This window comes from Maricaulis sp. W15, from assembly GCF_001924955.1.
Taxonomy (GTDB): domain Bacteria; phylum Pseudomonadota; class Alphaproteobacteria; order Caulobacterales; family Maricaulaceae; genus Maricaulis; species Maricaulis maris.
The window spans coordinates 271776-294449 of the sequence record NZ_LQXG01000012.1 but is presented as its reverse complement, the minus strand read 5'-3'; the positions used below and the strand labels follow the sequence as shown (position 1 = coordinate 294449).

The following is a 22674-nucleotide window of genomic DNA, read 5'->3' as shown; positions in this document are numbered from 1 at the left end:
CAGGCGTGGTGTTACGACTGGCACAAAAGGTCAAGGCGCAGGGTGTCGCAGGGGGGATCACGCCGTCGCCCTCACCCGCCCGAACCACAGGATCAAAAGCGCAGGAATCCACGGAAACACGCGCTCGAACGGGTCGCCGGGCAGTTGTGTCCATTGCGCCGCGACGGCGCCGGGGCCGCTTAGCGTCGCGGCATCCATCGCGCCCATCGCATTGAAGAAGACCGTCAGGCCGAAACCGACAATCATCGCGGCGAGCACAGCCCTGTGACCGGACTGGACGCCGATCACCCGCATCACGATGATCGGGCCGAATGCGGCGCCCAGCGCCGCCCAGGCGAAGAGGACGCGGGCGAAGATGGTCGATGGCAGGGCCAGCGTCATCCACACGGCGACAAGGGCAATGGCGACCATGACGATGCGCGAGACGGTGACTTCCTGGCCGGCAAACCGGCGTGACACGCCGAGATCGCGGCTGACGGCGGAGGCCGCCACCAGCAGGATGGAGTCGACCGTCGACATCACCGCCGACAGCACGGCGGCGATCACGAGACCGCCGATCAGCGGTGGCAGATAGTCGCGTGCGACCTGATAGAAAAGCGCCTCGCCGTTTGACCCGGCACCAACCAGCGCCCGGCCGGACAGGCCAAGGACCGTCATGCCGATAAAGACCAGCACGGCCCAGACAATGGCGATCTGGAAGCCTCGCCGCCGCGCCGCCTCATCCTTGACCGCCATCAGGCGGGTGATGAGTTGCGGCTGGCCCAAAGCGCCAAGGCCCACACCCCAGACGCCAACCACAAAGCCGGCCAGCAGCATGACCGGCATGTCACCGCCAAAACTCAGATAGGCGTCGGCCTCATTGGCTTGCAGCGTCGCCATCACGCCGGACGGACCGCCCGCCGCAACAAGCGCCGCAACCGGCAACAGGCAGGCGACGAGCAGCATCAGCGCGCCCTGCAGCATGTCGGTCACGCTGACCGCCCAGAAACCGCCGAGCAAGGAGTAGATGAGGACCACCCCCGCCCCGACCAGCACGGATTCCATCCGCGGCAAGTGGAACTGGGTCTCGAAGGCCTGGGCCGCGGCGCCGAACTGGGCGGCAATATAGAAGATGAAGCAGAACAGGATCATGGCCGCGGCGACGCCGGCGATCAGCCGCTTGCCGCCCGGCGATTGCCCGCCGGCGAGGAAATCCGCCGTGGTGACATGGCCCTCCGCGGCGGTCTCGGACCGCAGGCGACGCCCGAACCACAGCCAGACGGCGACATAACCGCCCCAAATGCCCGGCACCATCCACAGTGCCGACAGGCCGGTGAGATAGACGAAGCCGGAAAAGCCCAAGAGCACCCAGGCCGAGGAGGTCGAGGCGGCATAGGACAGGCCCGCGACCCAAGGCCCCAAGCCCTGACCGGCGATGAAAAAATCGCTTTCCGTCCGATTGCGCCGCGAGGCCCAGACACCAACCCCGATGAGGATCAGCTTGTAGGCCACCAGCGTGGCCAGCACGATCATGTTGTCCTGCGACATCCATCCCTCCCCGAACGGCGCCTGGCGCGACCATGCGGCCACCTTTGCTGACAGCTCTAGCCGTGTTTGCGATACCACGCCACGTCGAACCGCTCCGGCGGCTTGCCCCCGCTGCCCGCCCCGGCTAATCCGGCATCAAAGCAAAACCCAATGACGTCCGGGGAGACCATATCATCATGACCGACAAGCCGACGCTGAAAGCCAAGGATGCTCCGGATCTGGGCCGTTTTGACTGGCAGGACCCCTTCCGTCTCGATGATCAGCTGACCGAGGAAGAACGGCTCGTTCGCGACACCGCGCACAGCTATGCCCAGGCCAAGCTGCAACCGCGCGTGATCGACGCCTATCGCGAGGAACACACTGATCCGGCCATTTTCCGCGAAATGGGTGAGCAGGGCCTGCTGGGCTGCACCCTGCCGGAGGAATATGGCGGCGCCGGCCTCGGCTATGTCGCCTATGGTCTGGTCGCCCGCGAAGTCGAGCGCGTCGACAGCGGCTATCGCTCGATGATGTCGGTCCAGTCCTCTCTGGTGATGTATCCGATCTACGCCTATGGCTCGGAAGAACAGCGCACCAAATACCTTCCCAAGCTCGCCTCGGGCGAATGGATCGGCTGTTTCGGCCTGACCGAGCCGGATGCCGGATCCGACCCGGCCGGCATGAAGACCCGCGCCACCAAGACCGCGACTGGCTATACCCTCAACGGTGCCAAGATGTGGATCTCCAACTCCCCCATCGCCGATGTTTTCGTGGTCTGGGCCAAGTCCGACGCCCATGACGGCAAAATCCGCGGCTTTGTGCTCGACAAGGGCATGAAAGGCCTCTCCGCCCCGAAAATCGGCGGCAAACTGTCCCTGCGCGCCTCGATCACCGGCGAAATCGTGATGGACAATGTCGAGGTCGGCGAAGACGCCCTCCTGCCGCATGTGTCCGGCCTGAAAGGCCCGTTCGGCTGTCTCAACCGGGCCCGCTACGGCATTTCCTGGGGCGCCATGGGCGCCGCCGAATTCTGCTGGCATGCGGCGCGTCAATACGGGCTCGACCGACACCAATTCAACAAGCCGCTGGCCCAGACTCAGCTCTTTCAGAAAAAACTCGCCGACATGCAGACCGAGATCACGCTGGGCCTGCAGGGCTCGCTGCGCATCGGCCGCCTGATGGACAAGGCCAAGGCCGCGCCGGAGATGATCTCGATCATGAAGCGCAATAATTGCGGCAAGGCACTCGATATCGCCCGCATGGCGCGTGACATGCACGGCGGCAACGGGATTTCCGAGGAATTCCAGGTCATGCGCCACATGGCCAATCTGGAGACCGTCAACACCTATGAAGGTGCCCATGACGTGCACGCCCTGATCCTCGGACGGGCACAGACAGGCCTGCAGGCCTTTTTCTAGCGCCTGATCAAGACGCGCAGTACGCGCGCGCTTGCCCCCTGCAACCGTCTCGCTTATCAGGAATTGGTCAGCGGGGGGACACGATGCCGATTCTGATGGGACTCCACATTCTTGTGGCGCTCGGCTGCGCCGTACACGTCATTCGTACACAACGGCAGATGTACTGGATTTTCATCCTGTTCGCCTTCCCGGCCCTCGGATCGATTGTCTACTTGCTCGCGGAAGTCCTGCCCTCGGCCGCCGGCAGCACCTCAGCCCGAAAGGCAGGCGCCGCTGCCCGCAAAGCACTCGATCCGGGTCGCGAGGCGCGCGACGCCCTGGTCCAGATCGAGATCAGCCGGACGCCGGGCAATTTGCGCCGCGCCGCCGCCGCACTGCTCGCAACCAAGCGTGCCGACGATGCGCTGGTGCTGGCCCGCGAGGCCGCCAGCGGTGCTTTCGCCGAAGACGCGGCCATGATGTTCACCCTCGCCCAAGCGCTCTATGAGACCGGCGAGTTCGGCGAGGCGTTGACCCAGCTTGAAGCGATGCAGACCGCCCACCCGGATATCCGCCATCCCGAAGCCCACCTGCTGTTTGCCCGGACGCTGGAAGCGCTCGGCCGGATCGACGAAGCGCTGGCCACCTATGCCAGCGTCGCCGACTATTTCCCCGGTCCGGAAGCGCGTGCCCGCTGGGCCATGTTGCTCGATGTCCAGGGCGACACGGTATCCGCCCGCGCCCGCTGGCAGGAAATCCTGACCGCTGCCCGACATGCTCCCAAATTCGTCCAGCGCACCAATCGCCGCTGGCTCGACATGGCACGCTTGAAAGCGTGAACTGAAATCAACGCCGAGCGATCAAGAAAACGGCCACCCCGAAGCTCGAGGCGGCCGCAATCTCACACCACAGATTTTCGCAGGACCTTGCCGTCAGAGGCCGAACTCGGAACACTCATGAACGGTCTGCCACCCCGTGCTCGTTGTGCACACAACGGCGGAACACTCGCCAGTGAACTGGTTGTAGTGGACGACGCAATTGTCCGGCACAGAACGGGCGTCCTCCCTGAGATAGGCGTTGATTTCAGACGCACTCAGTCGCACGTCATCGGCGCGAATCTTGTCCGCCGCGCTGGTCGCCTCTTGTCCACCCACGGCGACGCCGCCAACGGCAAGCCCCACCGTGCCTGCCAACACAGCCATCGTGACTATAACATTTCTCATGCTCATTCCCCTTTTCAAAAAATGACACACTGAGCACGCTAAGATAGTGAGGGGTAAATCGTCAATCAGAAAGGGATATGAAAGTGGGGAGAGCAGACCACGCGGCCTGCAATCCGTCCCGCAATCGCCGCAACTCCCACTTGATGCCCGCGCCGCCGCATTCTAAACCCGTCAGTGGAGAGGTGGCCGAGTGGTCGAAGGCGCTCCCCTGCTAAGGGAGTGTGCGCCAAAAGCGTACCGTGGGTTCGAATCCCATCCTCTCCGCCACTCCTTTTCTCCTGTTCCGAAATCGAATTCGTTCCTTTTTTCGTGTTGGAACAGAGGCTTCTTGCGGGAAATGACGCCAGAAGGCGTACGGTGGGAGCGCGGTTCGGCCGCAACCGCGAGGCGGTCGGCTTGGGCTGGCGATCACACAGCCTGTGGGCCTCCTACCCGGTTTTTTGCGCATACCAGCCACGCGCCATAAGGGCCTGAAAGAAACAAATGGGCCGCGCGAATCCCGCATCACGCCACAGGTTTTCGGTTTCATCCGGGGCGATAACGGTCAACACGTTGCGAAGCGTTTCCGGAAGCGTCTTGAGACTGTCGGGGGTCGCTCCCATCCGCGATTGGATACGGCCCCAGTTTTCAAGCATGGACGGGTATTCGGGCGAAGCGAGGTCGTAGCTGATCTCGGTGCTGACGAAAAAGCCACCGGGCCGCAACCTCGCGTGACTGGCTTGATAGAAGCGCTGTCGTTTTTCCCGGTCGATGAAATGCGCGACCATGATCGCGAGCACGGCATCAAATGTGTCGCCGTCGGCAATATCGTGCACCTCGCCCTGCACAACCTCGCACCGGTCCATCACGCCCGCATCTTCCAGCCGCGCGCGGCACACGTCGAGCATCGGCCCGGACGGATCAACGGCCACAAACTGCCAACCAGGGAAGGCGTTCGACAGCGACAGGATTTCCGCGCCGGTCCCGGCCCCGACACTCAGAATCCGTGCGTCCGGCGGGAGGTCCTCCAGAACCAGTCTGAAAAGGAAATGCATGCAGTCCGAGACCGGTGAGAGCTTGCTGTTTCTCTCATCATAGCGAGCCGCCATCTCCCGGTTGAAAAACTCGGTCGGCAAGGGGTGTTTCCCGGTATCTGAAGTCATTGGCCTGTCTCCTGTGAGGTGCTGCGTTCAAGGTCTGCGGTGATTGCGGATGGGGTTCAAACATCAAGCGATCTGATGGCCCGCCAGCGGCGGCGGCGCGGCTAGTGGCGATGCGCGCCGCTTGATCGTGCCGCGATCCAGGCCATCGAATGGGACAGGGCAAGCAGGATTGCGCCGACAACCGTCACGCCTTGCTCCGCCAACTCCGAAATGTCCGCCAGCGCGCCATAGAACAACAGGCCGACGGCGATTGCGGCCATCCACCGCAACACCATGCCCCGAACGCCGCCAACCCAGTTTCGCATCGCGATCACGCTGACCAGAAGCGCCAGCATGGCAAGCCCGAAATGGGTCCACTCACTCTCGATCCAGAACAGCGCCGGACTGACCGAGATCAAAACCGGCAGGGCCAGACAATGGACCAGGCAAAGCCCGGACAGCCCAATTCCTATCGCGTCGTGGCGGCGCATGGGGATCTCCTGAAAATGACAAAATTGAAATGACGGGATGCTTGGCGAATTCAATGTTACATAATAACGTATCATCAAATTGACAATGCATGAACTGAACAGGTCTGGAGGCTCGCATTGGGACCGACTGAATTCTTTCTGGCGGGCATGATTGTCCTCACGGCGGACCATCACGCCGCCCCCGCGCACAGCGCCCATGTTCACGGCGTGGGCCATCTGACAATTGCCATCGATGCCGACGGGGTATTGTTGGCAGAGCTGCAAACACCCGGCGACAATCTGTTCGGCTTTGAAGGCGCGCCCCGGACAGCCGCGGAGCAGCGCATCGCCGATCTGGCCCGGTCGCAGCTTGCGGACGGGAACCACGTGGTCAGGTTCAACAATGAGGCCGAATGCGTGTTCGAAGACGGGTCAATGGACGACGATGAATACCCGGATGACGACGCCCATTCGAATGTAAGGATCGTCTATCAATTCACGTGCGCCGAGCCGGACCGGCTGACCCGCATGGAGACGGACCTGTTCGAGGCATTCGAGCGGTTTGAAGAGATCGAGACCGTCTTCCTGTCACCGCGCGGACAGGAAGGATTCGCGCTCACCGCCGCCGCGCCACGCCATCGCCTTGCACGATGAGTGTGCCCGCAATCGCCATTTCAAACCTGCGTTTCGCCTGGCCCGGCGGCCCCGACCTGCTGACCATTGACGCGTTCAAATTGGAAGCCGCCGAGAGCCTGTTCCTGGCCGGAGCCAGCGGCAGCGGCAAGAGCACATTGCTCGGCCTGATCGCCGGCATCACACCGTGCCTGTCCGGCGACGTGACCGTGCTTGGCGAAGTGATGGATCCGGACCGTCCGTCCCGCCGCGATGCCATTCGCGCCTCGCGCTTGGGGGTCATTTTCCAGCTCTTCAACCTGGTGCCCTATCTCAGCCCGCTCGAAAACGTGCTGCTGCCACTTCGCTTCTCGCCGGAACGCGCCAGCCGCCTGCGCGCGGCGGGTCTGAGCCCGGAGCAGGAAGCCGCCCGGCTGCTGGATGTATTGGGCCTGGACAGCGACGGTCTGGACCGGGCATCGACGGCCCTCAGTGTCGGCCAGCAGCAGCGGGTCGCGGCCGCCAGGGCCTTGCTGGGCCGCCCCGGCCTGGTGATCGCCGACGAGCCGACCTCGGCCCTCGATCATGATACCCGGGACGCTTTCCTGTCACTGCTTGCCGCCGAGTGCCGCGCCTCGGACGCCGCCTTGCTGTTCGTCAGCCATGACCGCAGGCTGGCGAACCGGTTTGACCGCATGGTCGAACTGGACACCATCAATCATGCGGCAGCGGCATGAGGGCGCCGCTTCTGACCTTGGCCTGGAAGAGCCTCGTCAACCGCAGCTTGTCGGCCGGCCTGACCATATTGGCGATCACGCTCAGCGTGACCCTGTTCCTCGGCGTCGAGAAAATCCGCACCGGAGTACGCGACAGCTTCAACTCGACCATCTCCGACACCGACCTGATCGTCGGCGCGCGGGGCGGCGCGCTGAACCTGTTGCTTTACTCGGTCTTTCGCCTGGGAGACCCGACCGCCAATATGAGCTGGGACAGCTATCTGCTGATCGCTTCGGCGCCGGATGTGGACTGGGCGGTGCCGATATCACTGGGCGACAGTCATCGCGGCTATCGCGTGGTCGGGACGACACCCGACTATTTCCGGCACTACAAATATGGCCGCAGCCGCCCCTTGGTGCTCGCCACCGGGCGGACCTTCCAGGGCCGCCACGAAGTTGTTCTGGGCGCCGACGTGGCGCGGCGACTGAATTACGGGATCGGCGACAGGATCGCCTTGTCGCACGGGATCGGCGATGTCAGTTTTGCCGAGCATTCCGGGTATGAGTTTGCGGTTGTGGGCATCCTCGCCCGAACCGGAACGCCGGTCGACCGATCACTCCACGTGTCGCTCGAAAGCATCAAAGCCATACATGTCGGCTGGGACAGCGGGGCACCGCCACGCACCGGCACCGCCAACATCTCGGCCCCATTGACCCCGGACAGCATCACGGCGGTGCTTGTTGGTGCGACCTCGCCAATTCGGGTGCTGAGCCTGCGACGCCAGATCAATACCTATGGCGGCGAAGCCCTGAGCGCCGTCATGCCGGGCGTCGCGCTGTCGCAGCTGTGGGAGGTGATCGGCGCCGCCGAAACGGCCTTCACCGCAATTTCCTGCCTGGTGGTTGCGGTCGGCTTGTCCGGGATATTGACCGCCCTGTCCTCAGGCCTGAACGAACGCCGGCGCGAGATGGCTGTGCTGCGGGCTGCAGGGGCGCGACCGCGTGACATTTTCGCCCTGCTCATTCTTGAGGCCGCGTCCATCGCGGCAGCCGGCGCCATCATCGGCATTCTTGTCACCCGGATCGGCTTTGTCGCGGTCTCGGAAATTGTCAGAACCCGTTTCGGTTTGGAGCTGGGCGGCACTACCGGCCTGTCGGAATTGCTGCTTCTTGTCCTTGTCACCCTGGCCGGTGCGGCACTGGGCGCGTGGCCGGCCTGGCGCGCGCAACGCAACGCCCTGGCCGACGGGCTTTCCATCCGCTTGTGAGGTCCTGCATGATCCAATCCTTCCGCATCGTCGCAATCACGCTTGCCCTGGCCGCCTGCGGTGCCAACTCGGACGACGCCAGCGCCGCCCAGGACGCGGTGGTTACAGCGAGTCAGCAAGCTGCGTCCCAAGTGACCAGCGTTGACGACAACGCACCGCTTCGCGCCACCCCGCCGCCGCCGGGTCCACACCTGCCACCCCCGGACGAGAACGGCATCACCACCATCAACTGGGATGATCTTTTGCCCGAAGGTGAGCTGGAACGGATCGAGGAACTCTATAATGCCTCGTCGGCAATCATGGAGATGAACCATTTCGATAGCCAGATGATGCAGATCGGCACCTTCAATGTCGAAGAAGGCCTGATCGGGCGCACCGTGCGCATGCCCGGCTACATCCTGCCCCTGGACTATCAACCCGGCGGCGACATCACCGAATTCCTGCTCGTGCCCTATTTCGGTGCCTGCATTCACACACCGCCGCCGCCACCCAATCAGATCGTCTATGTCACGACCGCCGAACCGGTCCGCGTCGAGCGGCTGTGGGCCGCCGTCTGGGTGACGGGTCAACTCTCATCCGACAGGCATATCAACGAATTGGGCGACGCGGCCTATACAATGGAACTGATCTCTCACGAACCTTACCGGCGCTAGGCTCAGCGCTCATTGAACCCCTTGCCGGCAATGATCTTGCCACGGCAGCGCTCGATACGCGCCAGTCGGGTGGCGCTGGTCTTGGCAGAGGACAGGTGGATGACATAGCTGCGCTGGCGGCCCGGGGTCAGGGCATGAAAGGCTTCGGCAAGTTCCGGATCGGCGTCGAGGGCATCGACCAGCTCGTCCGGCAGAACGATCTCGGCCGGCGCCTGCTGCGGCACCCGACCCTGCTCGGCATAATCCATCGCTTCGCGCAGATAGGCCCGCAGCACAGGTTCAAGCCGGGCCACATCGGCAGGACCGGCAAAGCGGATCGTGTCGGGATTGCGGGTATTGGGCCCCTGGCGTTCAAGCAGGCCTTCCGGGTCGGTCATCAGGGCCGACTTGAAAAAATTGAGCCGGAAATCGCCTCGCAGCGCGCCGATCAGCACGATATTGCGGCCCGCATGCATATAACAGGGGTGTCCCCATTTCACGGTCTCCGCGAGGCCTGCGTCCAAACAGATCCGGCGCAGGGCATCAAGACCCTCACTCCATATCCGGGCCACGCAATCAGGCGTCGCAAAGCGATCACAGCGACCACAGCCCTTGGCGAAGAAGTCCTCGATATCGGTGATCACCTGTTGGTCTCCGCGCCATCTTCATCGGTCTGTGGCCCGCCTTGCAGGATAGGAGACGAGCCCATCGCCGAAAACCTCCCGGCTGCAGCCGGTCGCAACCCGGCCAAAGGGCCGGTAATTTTGTTGATACTTCCGTTCGCGTCGGATTTCGGCTTAGCTCTCGACAAACCGGGGGAGGTTGGAATGCGCACAACTCTTGTCATCATTCTCGTGCTGGTGGCGCTTGTCGGCTTGGCGGCTTATGGCCCCGGCTCGCTTGACGCCATGCGCTTCAACCCGCCGCCGGCCAATCCGGCCCTGGATGCGGCCTTCGAAACCGTGTCGTCTCCCGTCCGTACCGAGGCCGCGGGTTTGCACGGCGCCGAAGACCTGGAAGTCGGTCCCGACGCGCGGCTCTACGCATCGCTGGCGGATGGCCGCATCATGGTCCGCACGCGCGATGGCGACTGGTCTGAATACGCCAACACCGGCGGACGGCCGCTGGGATTGAGCTTTGCACCCGACGGCAGCCTGTTTATCGCTGATGCCCTGCGCGGCCTGCTGCGCCACACGCCGGACGGTTTTGAGGTCTGGCTCGCCTCGGCCCAGGATGGCGGCTCGCTGGTCTTCACCGATGATCTCACCGTGCTCGCCGACGGCGGCATCATCCTGACCGATGCATCCTTGCGACACGGCTATGGCGCCCACCTCGATTCCTTCATGGAGGCCGAGCAGACCGGCCGCATCCTGCTTGTGACGGCCCCCGGTGAAATGACGGAACTGGCCGGCGGGTTGGGCTTCATCAATGGCGTCGACCATGATCCGGCGACCAGCCTGGTCTATGTCAACGAGACCTGGGCCGGCCGTATCTGGCAACTCGATCCCGACAACGGATCGCTGACAGTGCTGATCGACGGCCTGCCCGGCTATCCCGACAATCTGGAATTCGACGCGGCCAGCGGCCTCATCTGGACCGCCATGCCGTCACTGCGTTCGACCGATCTGGAGACGCTGCACGCACGCCCCTTCCTGAAACGCCTGGTCTGGCGCTGGCTCCAGATCGCCGGCCTGCCGCCCCTGCCCGATCGCCCGGCCATGGCGATTGCAATCGATACCGACGGCCAACCCGTGTTCGGATTGCGCGGCCCGGTCGAGGATGCCGACGGCATCACCACGGCGCTCGTCTGGAACGGCGAATTATGGACATCGGGACTGGCCCGCGATGGCATCACCGTCTTCGCCGCGCCGGTGACCGCGGATTAGTCCTCGGCGATCCCCCAGACGACCGGCGTGCCCGGTCCACCCTTCTGGGTCTTCACCTCGCGGCGCATGCGCGGGTCGAAACTGATGTGATTGATCTTGCGCGAGGCCTCATAGATCAGCTGATCAAAAGCCAGCGGTGACGCTTCCAGCGCCTTGGCAACCTCGACCGGAGACATGTCCTTGACCGAAAAATCAGCGGCATAACCGAGCGCATGGGCCGAATTCGGCACGCCGCCCACCTTCGCGTTGACAGCCGGGTTGCGATAGCCCGAGGTGATGCTGATCGGCCTATCCCCGAGCACGCGGCGCACCTGCTCCATGCCGCAGGCCAGAGCATGCAGGGCGCGCATATGGCTCTCCTCCGGCGCGTTGGGATCGCCCATCGACTTGGCAGTATCCGAGCGGGTGAACTCCTCGAGTGTGAAATTCCGGGTCAACATGTCCTCATCCTCCAGCCAGAAACGGACACAGTGTAGCGCATTGCTCCGCGCGCAGAAGCTGTAAAACGCCAGCCCATGCGCGCGCCCGAAGCATTCCGACCACGTGGCCGCGCATGCCGCGCATGCCCCGCATGCATCGACGTGTGTGATCGCGGCTCGAACGTGACCGCCCGACGCACTAGCCTCGGGCAAAGGTTGAACGGACGATGACATGACCCAGCCCGCAGCCACGACCCGACCGGTGCGCTTTTCCCACGCCCTGCCCGATGGCCGCCTGGCCGGCCTCGCCTGGCCCAATCCCGGCAAGCCCCGGCTCGTCTTCATCCATGCCAACGGATTCTGTGCCAGCGCCTATCAAGCCGTGTTGGGGCGACTGGTGACCGAGTTCGACATTCTCGCGCCTGATCTGCGTGGCCATGGCACGTCGGAGCTTCCCGCCGACCCCGACCATCACCGCAACTGGAATATCTATGCCGACGACATCACGGCCTGGCTGAACGCGCTGGATCGGCCGGCTGACGCCTTTGCCGGTCACTCAATGGGCGCGATCATCGCCCTTCTCAGCGCCAGCCGGAATGCGCCGTCAGCGCCACTCTGCCTGGTCGAGCCGGTCGTTTTGCCGGCACCCTTCTACATGGTCGCGAGAAGCCCCTTTTATCGCTTGCTCCACGGCAAGGTCGGGATCGCACGCGCGGCTCGCAAACGGTTTGACGGTTGGGACCAGGCGGAGGATGCAGCCGCCCGCTATCAGCGCCATCCGACATTCCGGAACTGGGCCGATGGCGTGCTGACCGATTATCTGGACGATGGTCTCAAACCGGCCGCAGACGGGCAATTCCGTCTCGCCTGCGCGCCGCACTGGGAAGCGGCGAATTACGAGGCCCAGGGCCATGATATCGGCGCCGCGCTGCGCCGCCATATCGGACCGGTACACGTCCTTGGCGCCGAGCGCGCCTCGACCATCGTCAATCGCCGGACGCTGACCCGACGCGGGATCCGGATCGACACCCTATCGGGAACCGGCCACCTTGCGCCGATGGAGGCGCCCGACCGGGTGGCCGATTGGCTTGCGGCCACTCTCACTACCCGCCTCGCCGGCCAGGCCAACTGATCACCGCTCGCGGGTCATCTCGATCTCCTGGTCACCCAACTCGATGCGGACAGTCTCCGACTGCGCGTCCTGCCAGAGAAAATATCCTGTCGCTGCGGCAGACACGGCGAGCGCGCAGAACAGGGCAATAATGATGAAACGGTCGCGCGAGATTTGCATGATCAGCCTCCCGTTGGCGGGGTCCGGCAAAATTGCCGGCCCTGTCATCAACGCGCCGGGTACATGGACGTTCCCCGATGATGTCAGGACGCTCTGCGCTTTTTCCGGCGCGCGGCCGTTTTGGCGGCACTCTCGACACCATCCGCCTGCGCCGGAAAGCTTAAACTGACACGGCATCCGCGCTTGCCCGCCGTCTCGCGCACAAAACGACCGCCCAACTGCATCGCGAAGGCCTCCATCAGCGACGACCCTGTCCCGCCGCCGGGGCTTGTGCCCGACGTCTTGTCCGGACCGGGCCCGTCATCCTCGATCACGACGCGGTAACCCGAACCATCGGTCTCCCGGCTCAGTGCCACGAGAACCTCGCCCTCGTCGCGCGCGTTGAAAGCATGCTTGTAGGCATTCGTCACCGCCTCCGTGACAAAGAGCGCCACCGGGATCGCCTGGTCCGGCTCCAGCACCACCGGTTCGACCTGCGTCGTCAGGCGAATGTCGCGGCCCGGCTGGCTGGCGATCGCGGCGAGTTGGCTGGCCAGCAGGTCGAGAAACTCGCCCATGTCGACACTGCGCAGATCGTCCGCTTCGTAGAGCGTGCGGTGGATCATCGCGAGGGCATTGATCCGCCCGCGCATCTCGCGCAACACCTCATCGGCGACAGGATCAGTCGCCCGTCCGGCCTGGATATTGATCAGGCTGATGATGATCTGGAGGTTGTTCTTCACCCGGTGGTGGATCTCACGCAGCAGGGCACCGCGCTCATCGACCCGCCGCTCAAGCTCGAGCGTGCGCTCATTGAGAGCAGACGCCATCGAGGCCATCGTCTCGGCAAAGGCCCGAACTTCCGACGGCGCTCCTGACGCCTTGACCGGCTGCGCATCGAGCCGCCCGGCCCCATAAAGCCGGGCAAAGCGGCCCAGATAACTGATCCAGCGCAGGATGAAGACGTCGGTAGCAAAACCGACGGAGACGAGCGCCATCACCCACATCAAGACCGGTATCAAGACCGTGCCGACGAGGTCAAACCCGGCCCAGCCGTCAAGCATCACGGTCGGGCCGTGCACCACCAGATAGATGCCCTCACCCGCGAGCGGCGTGATCATGACGGTGTGCGCGTCGGAACTTCGCAGTGTGACAGGCCCGCCGCGCTCGCGCGCCTGATTGAGTTGCTCGGGGGAGAGTTCAAACGTCGGCAGCGGCGTCTCGGCTTCGGCCAAGCCGACGCGATTGCCTTCGCTATCACTCAGACCCAGCGCAAAACTGGCCGGAAAGCCGGAAATGTCGACCCGACCCAGCGCGGTGCGGACATCAACACTCAAGGCGACCGCCCCGACCAGTTCACCGCGGTCGCGGATTTCGTGGGCCGCGACGATCACCGGTTCGCCGGTCTTCGGACTTGTCTGGATATGGCTGAAAACTTCCGGCACGCCCGCTGACAACCGATCGAACCATTCCTGGTCTGCCTCGGAGATGCGCTCCGGTCCGGTGGTGGCCGCACAGGTAACTGCGCCGCCCGGATCAATCATCCGGACAGAGACATAGACTGGATCCGCGGTCGCGATCGACTGCAATGAGACTTCACAGCGATACAGATGCAGGAGCCGCGATTGCGGATGGGCGGCAATTGCACTGGCTACGCCGGCCGCGCGTTCCAATACCGCACCGAACTCCTCGGTCGCTTGGGCGCCGGCGGCATAGAGCCGGTCGCGCTGGGTGGCAACTTCCGAGCGGAATTCGACAACGCCCTGGGCAATCGCGAGCAGCAATAACGGCAACAGGCTAAGGGCAAGCACCCCCAGCAATTGCAGGCGCAGGCCAACCGTTGACCGAAGACCGCGCCCGCCATTCCTCATCCGCGAGCCCGCAGTGCCGCCCCCATTGCGCCAACATCGGCGACCAGGGCCTCGGCGGCATCTCCGGCGCCGACCTTGTCGGAGCCGCTTTTCCGGTCCGGGCCCTGTTCGAGGATTTCAACCAGATTGCGCCGGGCCCGGTTGGTCCGGCTTTTCACCGTCCCGACCGCACAGCCGCAGATTTCCGCCGCTTCCTCATAGGAATAGCCGCCGGCACCGACCAGCATCAGGGCTTCGCGCTGATCGTCGGACAGCTGGGTCAGCGCCCGTCGAACCTCGTCGAGCTCCATAAGCACGTCCAAATCGAGCGCGCTGGGCAGGGTCCGCTTGGCCTTTTCCTCATCCAGGGCCACCTGGCGCCAAGAGCGGCGTTTTTCCGAATAGAAGAGATTGCGGATAATGGTCAGCGCCCAGGCGCGGAAATTCGTACCGGCGCGAAACTGGCCGCGCTTGGCCCAGGCCCGCAACATGCCTTCCTGGGCGAGATCGTCAGCCGCTGCCGGATCACGGGCGAGACCGCGCGAAAAGGCACGCATCTGCGGGATCGCGTCCTGCAGCAATTGCTTGAACTCATCGTCCGGCACCGTGGGGGAGTCATGACTCATCAGTCGTCCCTCCCGTGTCAGTGGCCAAGCCCGTTGAATCATCTAGCTGATCGAGCAGGCTGGCGAACCGGTCCGGAACCCCCTCCTCCACGACATCGGCGTATAGCTGGCGCAATTGTCGGCCGAGCAAGTCTTCGCGCACCCGCTCGATGGCAAGTTCGCTGAGCTCGGTCGGGTCGTGTTCCGGTGGTGAGTTGGACATGGCAATTCCTGCTGTCTTGGCAATGAAAACCGGCTGCGTGCCCTCAAACAACGTCTTGGCCGACAAATGGTTCCCGTCTTTGTATACGACAATGGAACCAGGCGCCGATCCGTGCGTTTCTACGCGATGGAGTCTATGTGTGGGAGCCACAATGTCCAACGCCGAACTGATCCGACCGCATATCCCGCTGCTGCGCCGCTATGCCCGCATCCTGTCTGGATCGCAGGCGGTCGGCGATGCCTATGTATCCGGCGCGCTCGAGGCGCTGATCTCCGGCAAGCTGTCACTGCGCGCCGACCTGCCGGCGCGCGTCGCCTGCTACAAGCTTTTCCAGGACAGCCTGCCGCTGCAACGCGGCCGGCTCGAAGTCCTGCCCGGACGCCCGGGCGATGTCGGTACGCCGAGCCAGCTTGATACGGTGTCCGCGGAAGCGCGACAGGCCTTGTTGTTGAGCGCCGTCGAGGAGTTTTCGCGGCGCGATATCGGTCTCATTCTCGACATCGCCTTCCCGCGTGTCGATACGCTGCTCGCCGAGGCCCATGCCAGCCTGCGCGCCGGCCTGGCCAGCGAGATCCTGATTATCGAGGACGAGCCGATCATCGCGCTCGATCTCAAGACCATCATCGAGTCCGATGGCCACACCCACACCGGCATCGCGCGCACCCGCGACGAAGCCGTGGCGCTCGCCGCCGCGACCCGGCCACAGCTTATCCTGGCCGATATCCGTCTCGCCGACGGTAGCTCCGGGATTGATGCCGTGCAGGATATTCTGGCCGAGTTCGAAGTGCCGGTGATCTTCATCACCGCTTACCCGGAAACCCTGCTCACCGGCGAACGCCCGGAGCCGACCTATCTGATCACCAAGCCTTTCATGCCGGAAACCGTGCTGGCGACCATCTCCCAAGCCCTCTTCCTCGCCAAACGCGAGCGGCAGTCCGAACCGGCCGCCGCGGGATGATCGCCGCCGGCCAGCGCCGCCAAAGACGTCAAAGCCTCGCCAACCGGCGAGGCTTTTCCCTGTCCGATATTCGACCCGTCATCAATAGGGCCGGCGACCCGACGCATTATGACGGTTGCCCAGCGCGGCCAGGGCGGCCAGCACCAGGCACAGCGCCGCCAGTATCCACAAGACAGGGGTGAGTGGACGCGCCGGCTCGACCATGGCGATCAGGCTCGCCGCGGCAGCCAAGAGGGTGAAGAGTGAAGACCAGACAATCATGTGCGCCTCCGTTGGGAAAGGCCGGTGCCGGACGTCTCGCCGACACTGTTCGGCAGACACGGTCGGGCCCGGATGAAATCTCCTGCCCTCCCCACTGCAACGCCGACCATCGCCGCCGGTTCCACGGGAACCGAACCGGAGCCGGAACGTTTCCGTCCTGTGCGTCGGCGCGAGCTTTTCGTCGCTGCGTTCCGCCTGCTTGGCGTCGGCGCACACCGCCTGTCTTCCGATCGGAAAATGACGAGGACAGATGGAACCACCCCACAGCCCGCGCGTTGTGTTTTCGGATGCCACGGCATTCACGGAACGCGCACAGAGCTTCAACGGAGCCCATGATGAAAACCCTCACCCTTGCCCTCGCCGCCCTTCTCACCGCGCCCGCCGTCCTGGCCGATGACAGCCAGCCGGCAAACATGGAAATGCCGGCGCCCGACCATGCGCTGATCGAAGCCGATGTCTTTGGTGAAACCGGCACCATGCTTGGCCAGGTCAGCCAGGTCGAATTGGCCGAGGACGGCACGGTTGCCGCCCTTATCGTCGAGACGTCCGGCGCCACCGATGCCGAGATTCGCCAAGTCCGCATCATTGCGGACGATTTCCGCCTCGATGATCTCGAGCTCGGCTGGCGTGTGTCGGCCAATTTTACGGCCGAAGAATTCGCTGCCCTGCCGGACTTTGTCCCGACTGGTGATGATGCGAATGCCGAAACCGGTTCGGATTCCTGATCCGGACGGATAACGCGATCCATATCAAGCGGGCGTCCCCAAGCCGGGGCGCCCGCTTTTTTTGCTGAGGTGGCCTTGCAGTCAGGCGGTGGGAATCAGGAAATCCTGAAACCGGACATCTGGAGACCGTACAAATGCTGGACGAACGTTTTGCAGACCGTGTAGCGATCCGGATCGAAGACCATGTCGCGGTGGTGACCCTGGATCGACCCGACAAGCTCAACGCGATCGATCCGGCGATGTTTGAGGGGCTTCTGTCGGCGGGCGAATTCCTGGCCGGTCGCAGCGATGTCCGGGCCGTTGTACTGACCGGTGCCGGCCGCATGTTCTGCGCCGGGCTGGATTTTGCCAGTTTTGCAGCCATGGCGGGCGAGAGCGGCACGCCCGAGCCGCTGGAAACACGCACACACGGCCTGACCAACCGACCACAACAGGCCTGCCTGCAATGGCGCGACTTGCCCGTGCCGGTGATTGCGGCCATCCAGGGCGGCGCGCTGGGGGGCGGTCTGCAGATTGCGCTGGGCGCCGATATTCGCATCGTGACACCCGATGCGCGTCTGGCGATCGCGGAAATCCGTTGGGGCCTGGTGCCTGACATGGGCGGCTGCGTCGTCCTGCCCGGCCTGATGCGCGACGACCAGATCCGCGCCCTCACCTATGGCGGTCACGACGTCTCGGGCGAGGACGCGGTTGCGCTGGGGCTGGCCACGCAATGCGCCGGGGATCCACTGGCGGTGGCTCGATCGATGGCCGCAGGCATCGCCACCCGCAGCCCGTCAGCGATACGCGCCAGCAAGCGATTGCTGAACCTTGCCGCCAGCGCCGATCCCGCCGCTGTCTTGCTCGCAGAATCCCGAGAGCAGTCGGCCCTCATGGGCGGTCCCGACCAAACCGAAGCGGTGATGGCACAACTGGAAAAGCGCGCGCCGGTCTTCGACTAATCGCGGCAACGGGCAGGCGGCAGCACCGCGATCGCGAAATTCTGTCCATATCGGCGGTCGAATTGTTCCAATTTGCGCCCTAATCGCTCCGGTGAACGACACCTAGATCTCCTGGCAACACAAAGGAGATCATTGTGCGCTTTGTCGGACTCATTCTTTCCCTCATGATCCTCGTTGGAACCGGTTTCCTGGTTTGGCAGGATTCCGCATCCGGAAGTTCGCTGACCGTACGGGCAGCCCCGGTCGCAACACTGGCCGACGCCCCGTCACGGGACGCCTGAGCAGGAGACATCCCATGACAATCCGTTTCAGCCACGAAGAAAGCGGCTCGAAAGGTCGCTATGTCGCTCATGTCGAAGGACAGGCGGACAGCGGCGAGATGACCTATTCACGCCTGTCGGCGAACCGGATCATCGTCGACCATACCGGCGTTCCGGACAGTTTGCGCGGCATGGGCGTCGGCAGTGCCCTGGCCCATCACATCGTGGCAGAGGCTCGCGCCAAGGGATTCACCATTGTGCCGCTCTGCCCCTTCCTGAAAGCACAGGCCGACCGACATCCCGACTGGGCCGACGTCATCGAGGGCCTGTGACCGTCACAATCAGATCGCGCTAATCCTCTGCCCATTGCCGCAACAGGTTGGCCTTCGTCTTCAGGACGAGATCGAGTTCGCGGGTCTTTCCATGGCGCTCAAACAAGCGGTTTGAGACCTGGTCGAGATCAAACAGGACTTCGCGCTGATCGGGGCGGCGCACCAGGCTGCGGACCCACCCGACCACCGCCAGGCGCTCGCCGCGAGTGACGGGTACGACATGATGGATGGCCGAGGTTGCATAAACGACGGCGTCGCCCGCCGCGAGCTTGATTTCGGTCTCGCCATCCGTGCCGTCCATGACCAGCGCACCACCATCATAATCTAGGGGGTCACTGAGGAAGAGGGTGAAGGAAAGGTCGGCCCGGCGCCCGCCCATCAGGGCGTCATCGACATGGGGCCCGTATTCCATCCCCGGCAGATAGCGTGACACCAAGATACGCGACAGCGTTTTGGGGCGTGCAAAACTGACAAAGCCGGCATGGGCCATCAAGGCCTTGCGGACTTCAGTGCGGACCGTGTCGATATGGGCACCGGTCTCCAATTGCTCGTTCGACTTGACCACCCGGGCGACGGCGCCAGCGGTCATACCACCATCGGAAAACGCGCCCCCTTCAATGACCTTGCGTAGGTGTTCGACCTGTTCGGGCGGACAGACATTTTGCAGATGTATGAGCATGGACAAACCTGCGACTAATTGTCATTTGCTTGAAAACCGGATAGGCGTTTATCGCATTGATATGAGCGAAAGCCATCCGTGAAAGGGAGTTCCATGGGTATCAAGCGTCGCACGCGCATCTGGACATCTGTCGGCACCGCCGCCCTGCTGGGCGGGTTAACCGGCTGCAGTGACCCGGCGGACGCGCCACCCAGCCCGGATACCCACACGGAAGCCGCCGCAATGCCGGCCACCGCACCAGGTTTTTCCGAAGGTGAAGGGGAAGGTGGCGAGGGCGGCGCGTCAGGCGGTGAGTTCGGCATTGATCCCGTCGAGGCCGAGGCCAACCCAGTCATTTACCTCACCGCGCTGGAAGTCATGCGCGCGCACTATCTCGCCGGCATCGACGCTTTCCAGGCCGGCGAGCGGACGGCGGGCGCAGAAATGTTCGCCCACCCGATCTCGGAGATCTACATCGATTTCGAACCGGTTCTGGAGAGCCGTGGGGCGCCCTTGTTCGGCGATACCATGACGGACGCATCGGTCGCCCCCTATGGCGGTGAGAGCGATGAGGCGATAGCCGCCCGGGTCGCCGATGTGGTGGCCGCAATCGACACTGCCTCAACCTTCGCGCCGCGCAACCAGCTCTCGCCGGCCGGTGTCCATGCCCGCGTGCTGACCGACCTGATCGAGCGCGCAGCCCTGCAGTATGAAGTCCTGGCAAGCCAGCCGGACGCGCACGAACCCTATCTGGACGGTTATGGCTTTGCCCGCGCCGCGCAGCGTTATGCCGGCAATCATCTGGAACAAATCGCGGAAGGCGATCCCGACCTCGCGCTGCAGCTCGGCCGCGCCATTGCTGCAATCACGGCCGCCTTCCCGACCGCAACGCGACCCGCGACGCTGTCCGGCGACAGCCAGAGCTTGCTGGCACTTGCCGCCAATGCCCGGGTCGGCGCCGACGCCCTGCGCTGACATCCCGCCTTTACGTGTGACGACGGACACACGCGCGGCCCAACGATTTTGCGATGATCATTCAAGCAACCTCCCTCACCCCGTGAGGGGGGTTGAAAGTCTTGGAGGAACAAAATGCTGGCATGGTCAGCCCGCATAACTTTAGGCAATCCATGACGGCGGAATCGACGAACAAATTCGGGTTGCTTGGCGTTTTGATGCAGAATTCGACGTCCAGGCGCACACGGAGCGAAACAGATGGGCTATTTCGACATCAATAATTTCATGCCCCACGGGATGTGTTTCCTCTGGCGACCAGAATTGGTCGGCATGCATGTCATCGCCGATCTCGCCATTGCGCTCGCTTACTTCTCCATTCCGATCACCATCATGATTTTCCTGCGCCGGCTGGAACGTACCCCGCCCTTTCGCTGGGCGTTCATCATGTTCGGAATTTTCATTTTGTTCTGCGGCATCAATCACGTGATGAATATCATCGTGCTCTGGTACCCGCTTTACTACATCGAGGCCGTGCTCAAACTCTTCACGGCGGCAGCCTCGGTTGCCACGGCCGTCCTGATGTTGCCGCTCGTTCCGGTCCTGCTTGACCGGTTCACCCGACTTTCAGACGCAGAAGGATAGTCTCCAGCATTGGCCGCCACCGCCAAACCTTCTTCGCCCCATCGTCATGGCGACGCCGATGAGTACGAGACACTGTCCGGACTGTTGCACGCCTATCGCACACCGGTTGCGATCATCCTGTTCGGTATCATGGTTTCGCTGGCGCTGTTCTTTGCGGCCTTGGTCGGCCAGAGCCGGGACAAGGAGCTGGATTTCCGCAGCTATGCCCAGTCGCGCATTATCGAGCTGGACGGCGCCATCTCGACCCTCGACGTCGAGATGCGCCAACTTGCCCAGGCCATTGACAGTGGCCTGAGTCCCGAAGCTGCGGTCCGGATTTTCGACGTCGCCGAAGTCTCGCAGCAAATCCCGATCATCCGTGACATGGGGATTGTTGAAAACGGGCGGCTGACAGGAGCGATTTCACCTGAGGTCGGGCGCCAGGCGCTGCAGGAAATCAATGTCTTGATCGCCCGCGAGCCCGCTTCGGAACAACCGGTTGTCATTCCCATGACCGACTCGGAAGGGCGCAACAGCCGGTTCGCCCTGGTCCAGGCCCTGCCGGACCGCCCGACGGCCCGCGCCTATATTGTCTCCGATTTCGACGTGATGCTGGCCAGCCCCGTCGGACCGGTCGATCCGCTCTGGGTCGTGGTCAACATTACCGACCGGGCGCCGACCCACGCCCTTGCCGGCACGCGAGAAATGCGGACGGCAGCCAATCCGACAGACATCAACATCAGCTTGGCACTGGAAAGTGCGCCCTTTCTCGTACACTGGACTGCCGCGCCACCCTATTCGGATATTCGCGCGACATTGCTCCCGCGCCGCTCATTCCTGATGCAGACTGGTCCGCTGCCATGGGTGGTGCTGTTCTCGTCATTCTTTGCAACGGCCACCATCGGGGCGATCTCGTTGAAAGACGCCCGGCGGGCCGACGAAGTCCGGCGCGAAGTGACACGCAAGACTGCAGAACTGAGCCGGTCGAACGCCATTATCGCCGCCAAGAATGCCGAGCTGGACCGGTTTGCCTCCCACGCCTCGCACGATCTGCAGGCGCCGTTGCGCGCCATGAAGGGGATTTCCTCGCTCCTGGTCGAACGCCAACTCAACCTTGACCACCGATCCCGGGAAATGCTGGAGCGGATCAATCGCGGGGCCGACCGGGCCCAGCGCCTGGTCCAGGATCTGCTGACTTATACCCGCGCCGAACGCAAGGAAGCGCGCGTCGAACGGATCGAACCCGATGAAATTCGCAGCGAGATCGAAGAATTGCTGGGTGCCGTCATTGCCGATGCCGATGCCCGGCTCGAATGGGCGCTTGACGGCCCAATTCACGCCGATCGTTTCCTGTTGGTTCGCATGTTCCAGAACCTGATCGCCAATGCCATCAAATACCGTCGCGACGAGCGCCCGCTGGTGCGCATTGCCTCGCGCGATGCCGGTGACAACATTCTGATCAGCGTAAGCGACAACGGTATCGGCATCGACAAGGCCTATTTCGGGCGCATTTTCGAGGTGTTTGAACGCCTGCATGGCGGCGATGCCTATGAAGGCACGGGTATCGGTTTGGCATTGTGCCAGCGCGCCGCCGAGCTTCACGGCGGCGATATCAGCGTCGCCTCCTCACCGGGAGAAGGCTCCTGTTTCACCGTCCGCCTGCCCGCGAACCTCGCCCCGCAGATTGATGCCGGTGACAACGACGAAACCGGTGGCGACAGGCCGCCACGTCTGGTGTCGAACGACCGCTGAGAATGCCGCAGTGC

General features: G+C 63.5%; 27 protein-coding genes and 1 tRNA gene. 16 read left to right on the top strand and 12 right to left on the bottom strand.

The window, feature by feature from the left end:
• Nucleotides 1–57: 57 nt before the first annotated feature.
• The gene (locus AWH62_RS06845) at nucleotides 58–1527 is read right to left on the bottom strand and encodes a sodium/proline symporter (protein ID WP_075189734.1); all 1470 of its coding nucleotides are present in this window, start codon (nucleotides 1525–1527) and stop codon (nucleotides 58–60) included.
• Between the two features lie 176 nt (nucleotides 1528–1703).
• Here AWH62_RS06845 and AWH62_RS06840 point away from each other — a divergent pair, with 176 nt between their 5' ends.
• Together AWH62_RS06840 and AWH62_RS06835 are read left to right on the top strand one after the other, a co-directional pair.
• Nucleotides 1704–2924 (top strand): acyl-CoA dehydrogenase, encoded by a 1221-nt coding sequence (locus AWH62_RS06840; protein ID WP_075189733.1) that lies wholly within the window; start codon nucleotides 1704–1706, stop codon nucleotides 2922–2924.
• 83 nt (nucleotides 2925–3007) lie between these two features.
• A complete protein-coding gene (locus AWH62_RS06835) occupies nucleotides 3008–3742 on the top strand; it encodes a CDC27 family protein (RefSeq protein ID WP_083635058.1) in 735 nt (244 codons plus the stop codon).
• A gap of 93 nt (nucleotides 3743–3835) precedes the next feature.
• Here the strand turns inward: AWH62_RS06835 and AWH62_RS06830 are convergent, their stop codons facing one another.
• Entirely contained in the window at nucleotides 3836–4126 is a 291-nt protein-coding gene (locus tag AWH62_RS06830; protein WP_143742967.1) for a hypothetical protein, read from the bottom strand.
• A gap of 176 nt (nucleotides 4127–4302) precedes the next feature.
• Here AWH62_RS06830 and AWH62_RS06825 point away from each other — a divergent pair.
• Nucleotides 4303–4393 (top strand) — tRNA-Ser (locus AWH62_RS06825).
• A gap of 161 nt (nucleotides 4394–4554) precedes the next feature.
• Here the strand turns inward: AWH62_RS06825 and AWH62_RS06820 are convergent.
• Together AWH62_RS06820 and AWH62_RS16995 are read right to left on the bottom strand one after the other, a co-directional pair.
• The gene (locus AWH62_RS06820) at nucleotides 4555–5241 is read right to left on the bottom strand and encodes a class I SAM-dependent methyltransferase (protein WP_233128268.1); all 687 of its coding nucleotides are present in this window, start codon (nucleotides 5239–5241) and stop codon (nucleotides 4555–4557) included.
• 128 nt (nucleotides 5242–5369) lie between these two features.
• Nucleotides 5370–5738, bottom strand: coding sequence for a MerC domain-containing protein (locus tag AWH62_RS16995; RefSeq protein WP_075189729.1), 369 nt, complete (start codon nucleotides 5736–5738; stop codon nucleotides 5370–5372).
• A 117-nt stretch (nucleotides 5739–5855) separates the two neighbouring features.
• On the opposite strand from AWH62_RS16995, the gene AWH62_RS06810 reads away from it, so the two are divergent.
• Genes AWH62_RS06810 through AWH62_RS06795 form a run of 4 tightly spaced genes read left to right on the top strand, consistent with a single transcriptional unit; the run spans nucleotide 5856 to nucleotide 8966 of the window.
• Nucleotides 5856–6371, top strand: coding sequence for a DUF2796 domain-containing protein (locus AWH62_RS06810; protein WP_075189728.1), 516 nt, complete (start codon nucleotides 5856–5858; stop codon nucleotides 6369–6371).
• Nucleotides 6368–7066 (top strand): ATP-binding cassette domain-containing protein, encoded by a 699-nt coding sequence (locus tag AWH62_RS06805; RefSeq protein WP_075189727.1) that lies wholly within the window; start codon nucleotides 6368–6370, stop codon nucleotides 7064–7066. The genes AWH62_RS06810 and AWH62_RS06805 overlap by 4 nt, the downstream gene beginning before the upstream one ends.
• Entirely contained in the window at nucleotides 7063–8313 is a 1251-nt protein-coding gene (locus tag AWH62_RS06800) for an ABC transporter permease (RefSeq protein WP_075189726.1), read from the top strand. Before AWH62_RS06805 ends, AWH62_RS06800 begins: the two co-directional genes overlap by 4 nt.
• 8 nt (nucleotides 8314–8321) lie before the next feature.
• Nucleotides 8322–8966 carry a DUF3299 domain-containing protein gene (locus AWH62_RS06795; protein ID WP_075189725.1) on the top strand — a complete coding sequence of 215 codons (645 nt, stop codon included), beginning with the start codon at nucleotides 8322–8324 and terminating at the stop codon, nucleotides 8964–8966.
• Nucleotides 8967–8968: 2 nt separating this feature from the next.
• Here AWH62_RS06795 and AWH62_RS06790 read toward each other — a convergent pair whose 3' ends face one another.
• Nucleotides 8969–9589: a YdeI family protein gene (locus AWH62_RS06790; protein ID WP_075189724.1), complete on the bottom strand. Its 621-nt coding sequence runs from the start codon at nucleotides 9587–9589 to the stop codon at nucleotides 8969–8971.
• Between the two features lie 183 nt (nucleotides 9590–9772).
• Here AWH62_RS06790 and AWH62_RS06785 point away from each other — a divergent pair, with 183 nt between their 5' ends.
• On the top strand, nucleotides 9773–10831 hold the full coding sequence (locus tag AWH62_RS06785) for an SMP-30/gluconolactonase/LRE family protein (protein WP_075189723.1): 1059 nt from the start codon (nucleotides 9773–9775) through the stop codon (nucleotides 10829–10831).
• On the opposite strand, the gene AWH62_RS16990 is transcribed toward AWH62_RS06785, so the two are convergent.
• Nucleotides 10828–11271 carry a D-Ala-D-Ala carboxypeptidase family metallohydrolase gene (locus tag AWH62_RS16990; protein ID WP_075189722.1) on the bottom strand — a complete coding sequence of 148 codons (444 nt, stop codon included), beginning with the start codon at nucleotides 11269–11271 and terminating at the stop codon, nucleotides 10828–10830. The two genes, AWH62_RS06785 and AWH62_RS16990, sit on opposite strands and share 4 nt — an antisense overlap.
• A 211-nt stretch (nucleotides 11272–11482) precedes the next feature.
• Between AWH62_RS16990 and AWH62_RS06775 the strand changes: the two genes are divergently transcribed.
• The gene (locus tag AWH62_RS06775; protein WP_075189721.1) at nucleotides 11483–12382 is read left to right on the top strand and encodes an alpha/beta fold hydrolase; all 900 of its coding nucleotides are present in this window, start codon (nucleotides 11483–11485) and stop codon (nucleotides 12380–12382) included.
• Here AWH62_RS06775 and AWH62_RS16985 read toward each other — a convergent pair whose 3' ends face one another.
• The 4 genes from AWH62_RS16985 to AWH62_RS06755 form a co-directional block, all read right to left on the bottom strand.
• On the bottom strand, nucleotides 12383–12541 hold the full coding sequence (locus tag AWH62_RS16985) for a hypothetical protein (protein ID WP_158025583.1): 159 nt from the start codon (nucleotides 12539–12541) through the stop codon (nucleotides 12383–12385).
• 83 nt (nucleotides 12542–12624) lie between these two features.
• The gene (locus AWH62_RS06765) at nucleotides 12625–14391 is read right to left on the bottom strand and encodes a sensor histidine kinase (RefSeq protein ID WP_083635057.1); all 1767 of its coding nucleotides are present in this window, start codon (nucleotides 14389–14391) and stop codon (nucleotides 12625–12627) included.
• Nucleotides 14388–14996: a sigma-70 family RNA polymerase sigma factor gene (locus tag AWH62_RS06760; protein ID WP_075189718.1), complete on the bottom strand. Its 609-nt coding sequence runs from the start codon at nucleotides 14994–14996 to the stop codon at nucleotides 14388–14390. Before AWH62_RS06760 ends, AWH62_RS06765 begins: the two co-directional genes overlap by 4 nt.
• Complete coding sequence (locus AWH62_RS06755) at nucleotides 14986–15198, bottom strand: NepR family anti-sigma factor (RefSeq protein WP_143742965.1); 213 nt, start codon at nucleotides 15196–15198, stop codon at nucleotides 14986–14988. The genes AWH62_RS06760 and AWH62_RS06755 overlap by 11 nt, the downstream gene beginning before the upstream one ends.
• Before the next feature lie 151 nt (nucleotides 15199–15349).
• Here AWH62_RS06755 and AWH62_RS06750 point away from each other — a divergent pair, with 151 nt between their 5' ends.
• A complete protein-coding gene (locus AWH62_RS06750) occupies nucleotides 15350–16156 on the top strand; it encodes a response regulator (protein WP_075189716.1) in 807 nt (268 codons plus the stop codon).
• A gap of 81 nt (nucleotides 16157–16237) precedes the next feature.
• Here the strand turns inward: AWH62_RS06750 and AWH62_RS06745 are convergent, their stop codons facing one another.
• Nucleotides 16238–16417, bottom strand: coding sequence for a hypothetical protein (locus AWH62_RS06745; RefSeq protein ID WP_075189715.1), 180 nt, complete (start codon nucleotides 16415–16417; stop codon nucleotides 16238–16240).
• A 335-nt stretch (nucleotides 16418–16752) separates the two neighbouring features.
• On the opposite strand from AWH62_RS06745, the gene AWH62_RS06740 reads away from it, so the two are divergent.
• From AWH62_RS06740 to AWH62_RS06730, 3 genes are all read left to right on the top strand, one after another.
• Nucleotides 16753–17142, top strand: coding sequence for a hypothetical protein (locus tag AWH62_RS06740; protein ID WP_143742964.1), 390 nt, complete (start codon nucleotides 16753–16755; stop codon nucleotides 17140–17142).
• A 134-nt stretch (nucleotides 17143–17276) separates the two neighbouring features.
• A complete protein-coding gene (locus tag AWH62_RS06735; RefSeq protein WP_075189713.1) occupies nucleotides 17277–18083 on the top strand; it encodes a crotonase/enoyl-CoA hydratase family protein in 807 nt (268 codons plus the stop codon).
• Nucleotides 18084–18378: 295 nt separating this feature from the next.
• A complete protein-coding gene (locus tag AWH62_RS06730) occupies nucleotides 18379–18675 on the top strand; it encodes a GNAT family N-acetyltransferase (protein WP_075189712.1) in 297 nt (98 codons plus the stop codon).
• A gap of 19 nt (nucleotides 18676–18694) precedes the next feature.
• Here AWH62_RS06730 and AWH62_RS06725 read toward each other — a convergent pair whose 3' ends face one another.
• The gene (locus AWH62_RS06725) at nucleotides 18695–19354 is read right to left on the bottom strand and encodes a Fe2+-dependent dioxygenase (RefSeq protein WP_075189711.1); all 660 of its coding nucleotides are present in this window, start codon (nucleotides 19352–19354) and stop codon (nucleotides 18695–18697) included.
• Between the two features lie 93 nt (nucleotides 19355–19447).
• On the opposite strand from AWH62_RS06725, the gene AWH62_RS06720 reads away from it, so the two are divergent.
• The 3 genes from AWH62_RS06720 (at nucleotide 19448) to AWH62_RS06710 (ending at nucleotide 22660) form a co-directional block, all read left to right on the top strand.
• Nucleotides 19448–20308 carry a hypothetical protein gene (locus AWH62_RS06720; protein WP_075189710.1) on the top strand — a complete coding sequence of 287 codons (861 nt, stop codon included), beginning with the start codon at nucleotides 19448–19450 and terminating at the stop codon, nucleotides 20306–20308.
• A 237-nt stretch (nucleotides 20309–20545) separates the two neighbouring features.
• Nucleotides 20546–20929, top strand: coding sequence for a hypothetical protein (locus AWH62_RS06715; protein WP_075189709.1), 384 nt, complete (start codon nucleotides 20546–20548; stop codon nucleotides 20927–20929).
• 9 nt (nucleotides 20930–20938) lie between these two features.
• On the top strand, nucleotides 20939–22660 hold the full coding sequence (locus AWH62_RS06710) for an ATP-binding protein (protein ID WP_075189708.1): 1722 nt from the start codon (nucleotides 20939–20941) through the stop codon (nucleotides 22658–22660).
• The last annotated feature ends 14 nt before the right edge of the window (nucleotides 22661–22674 follow it).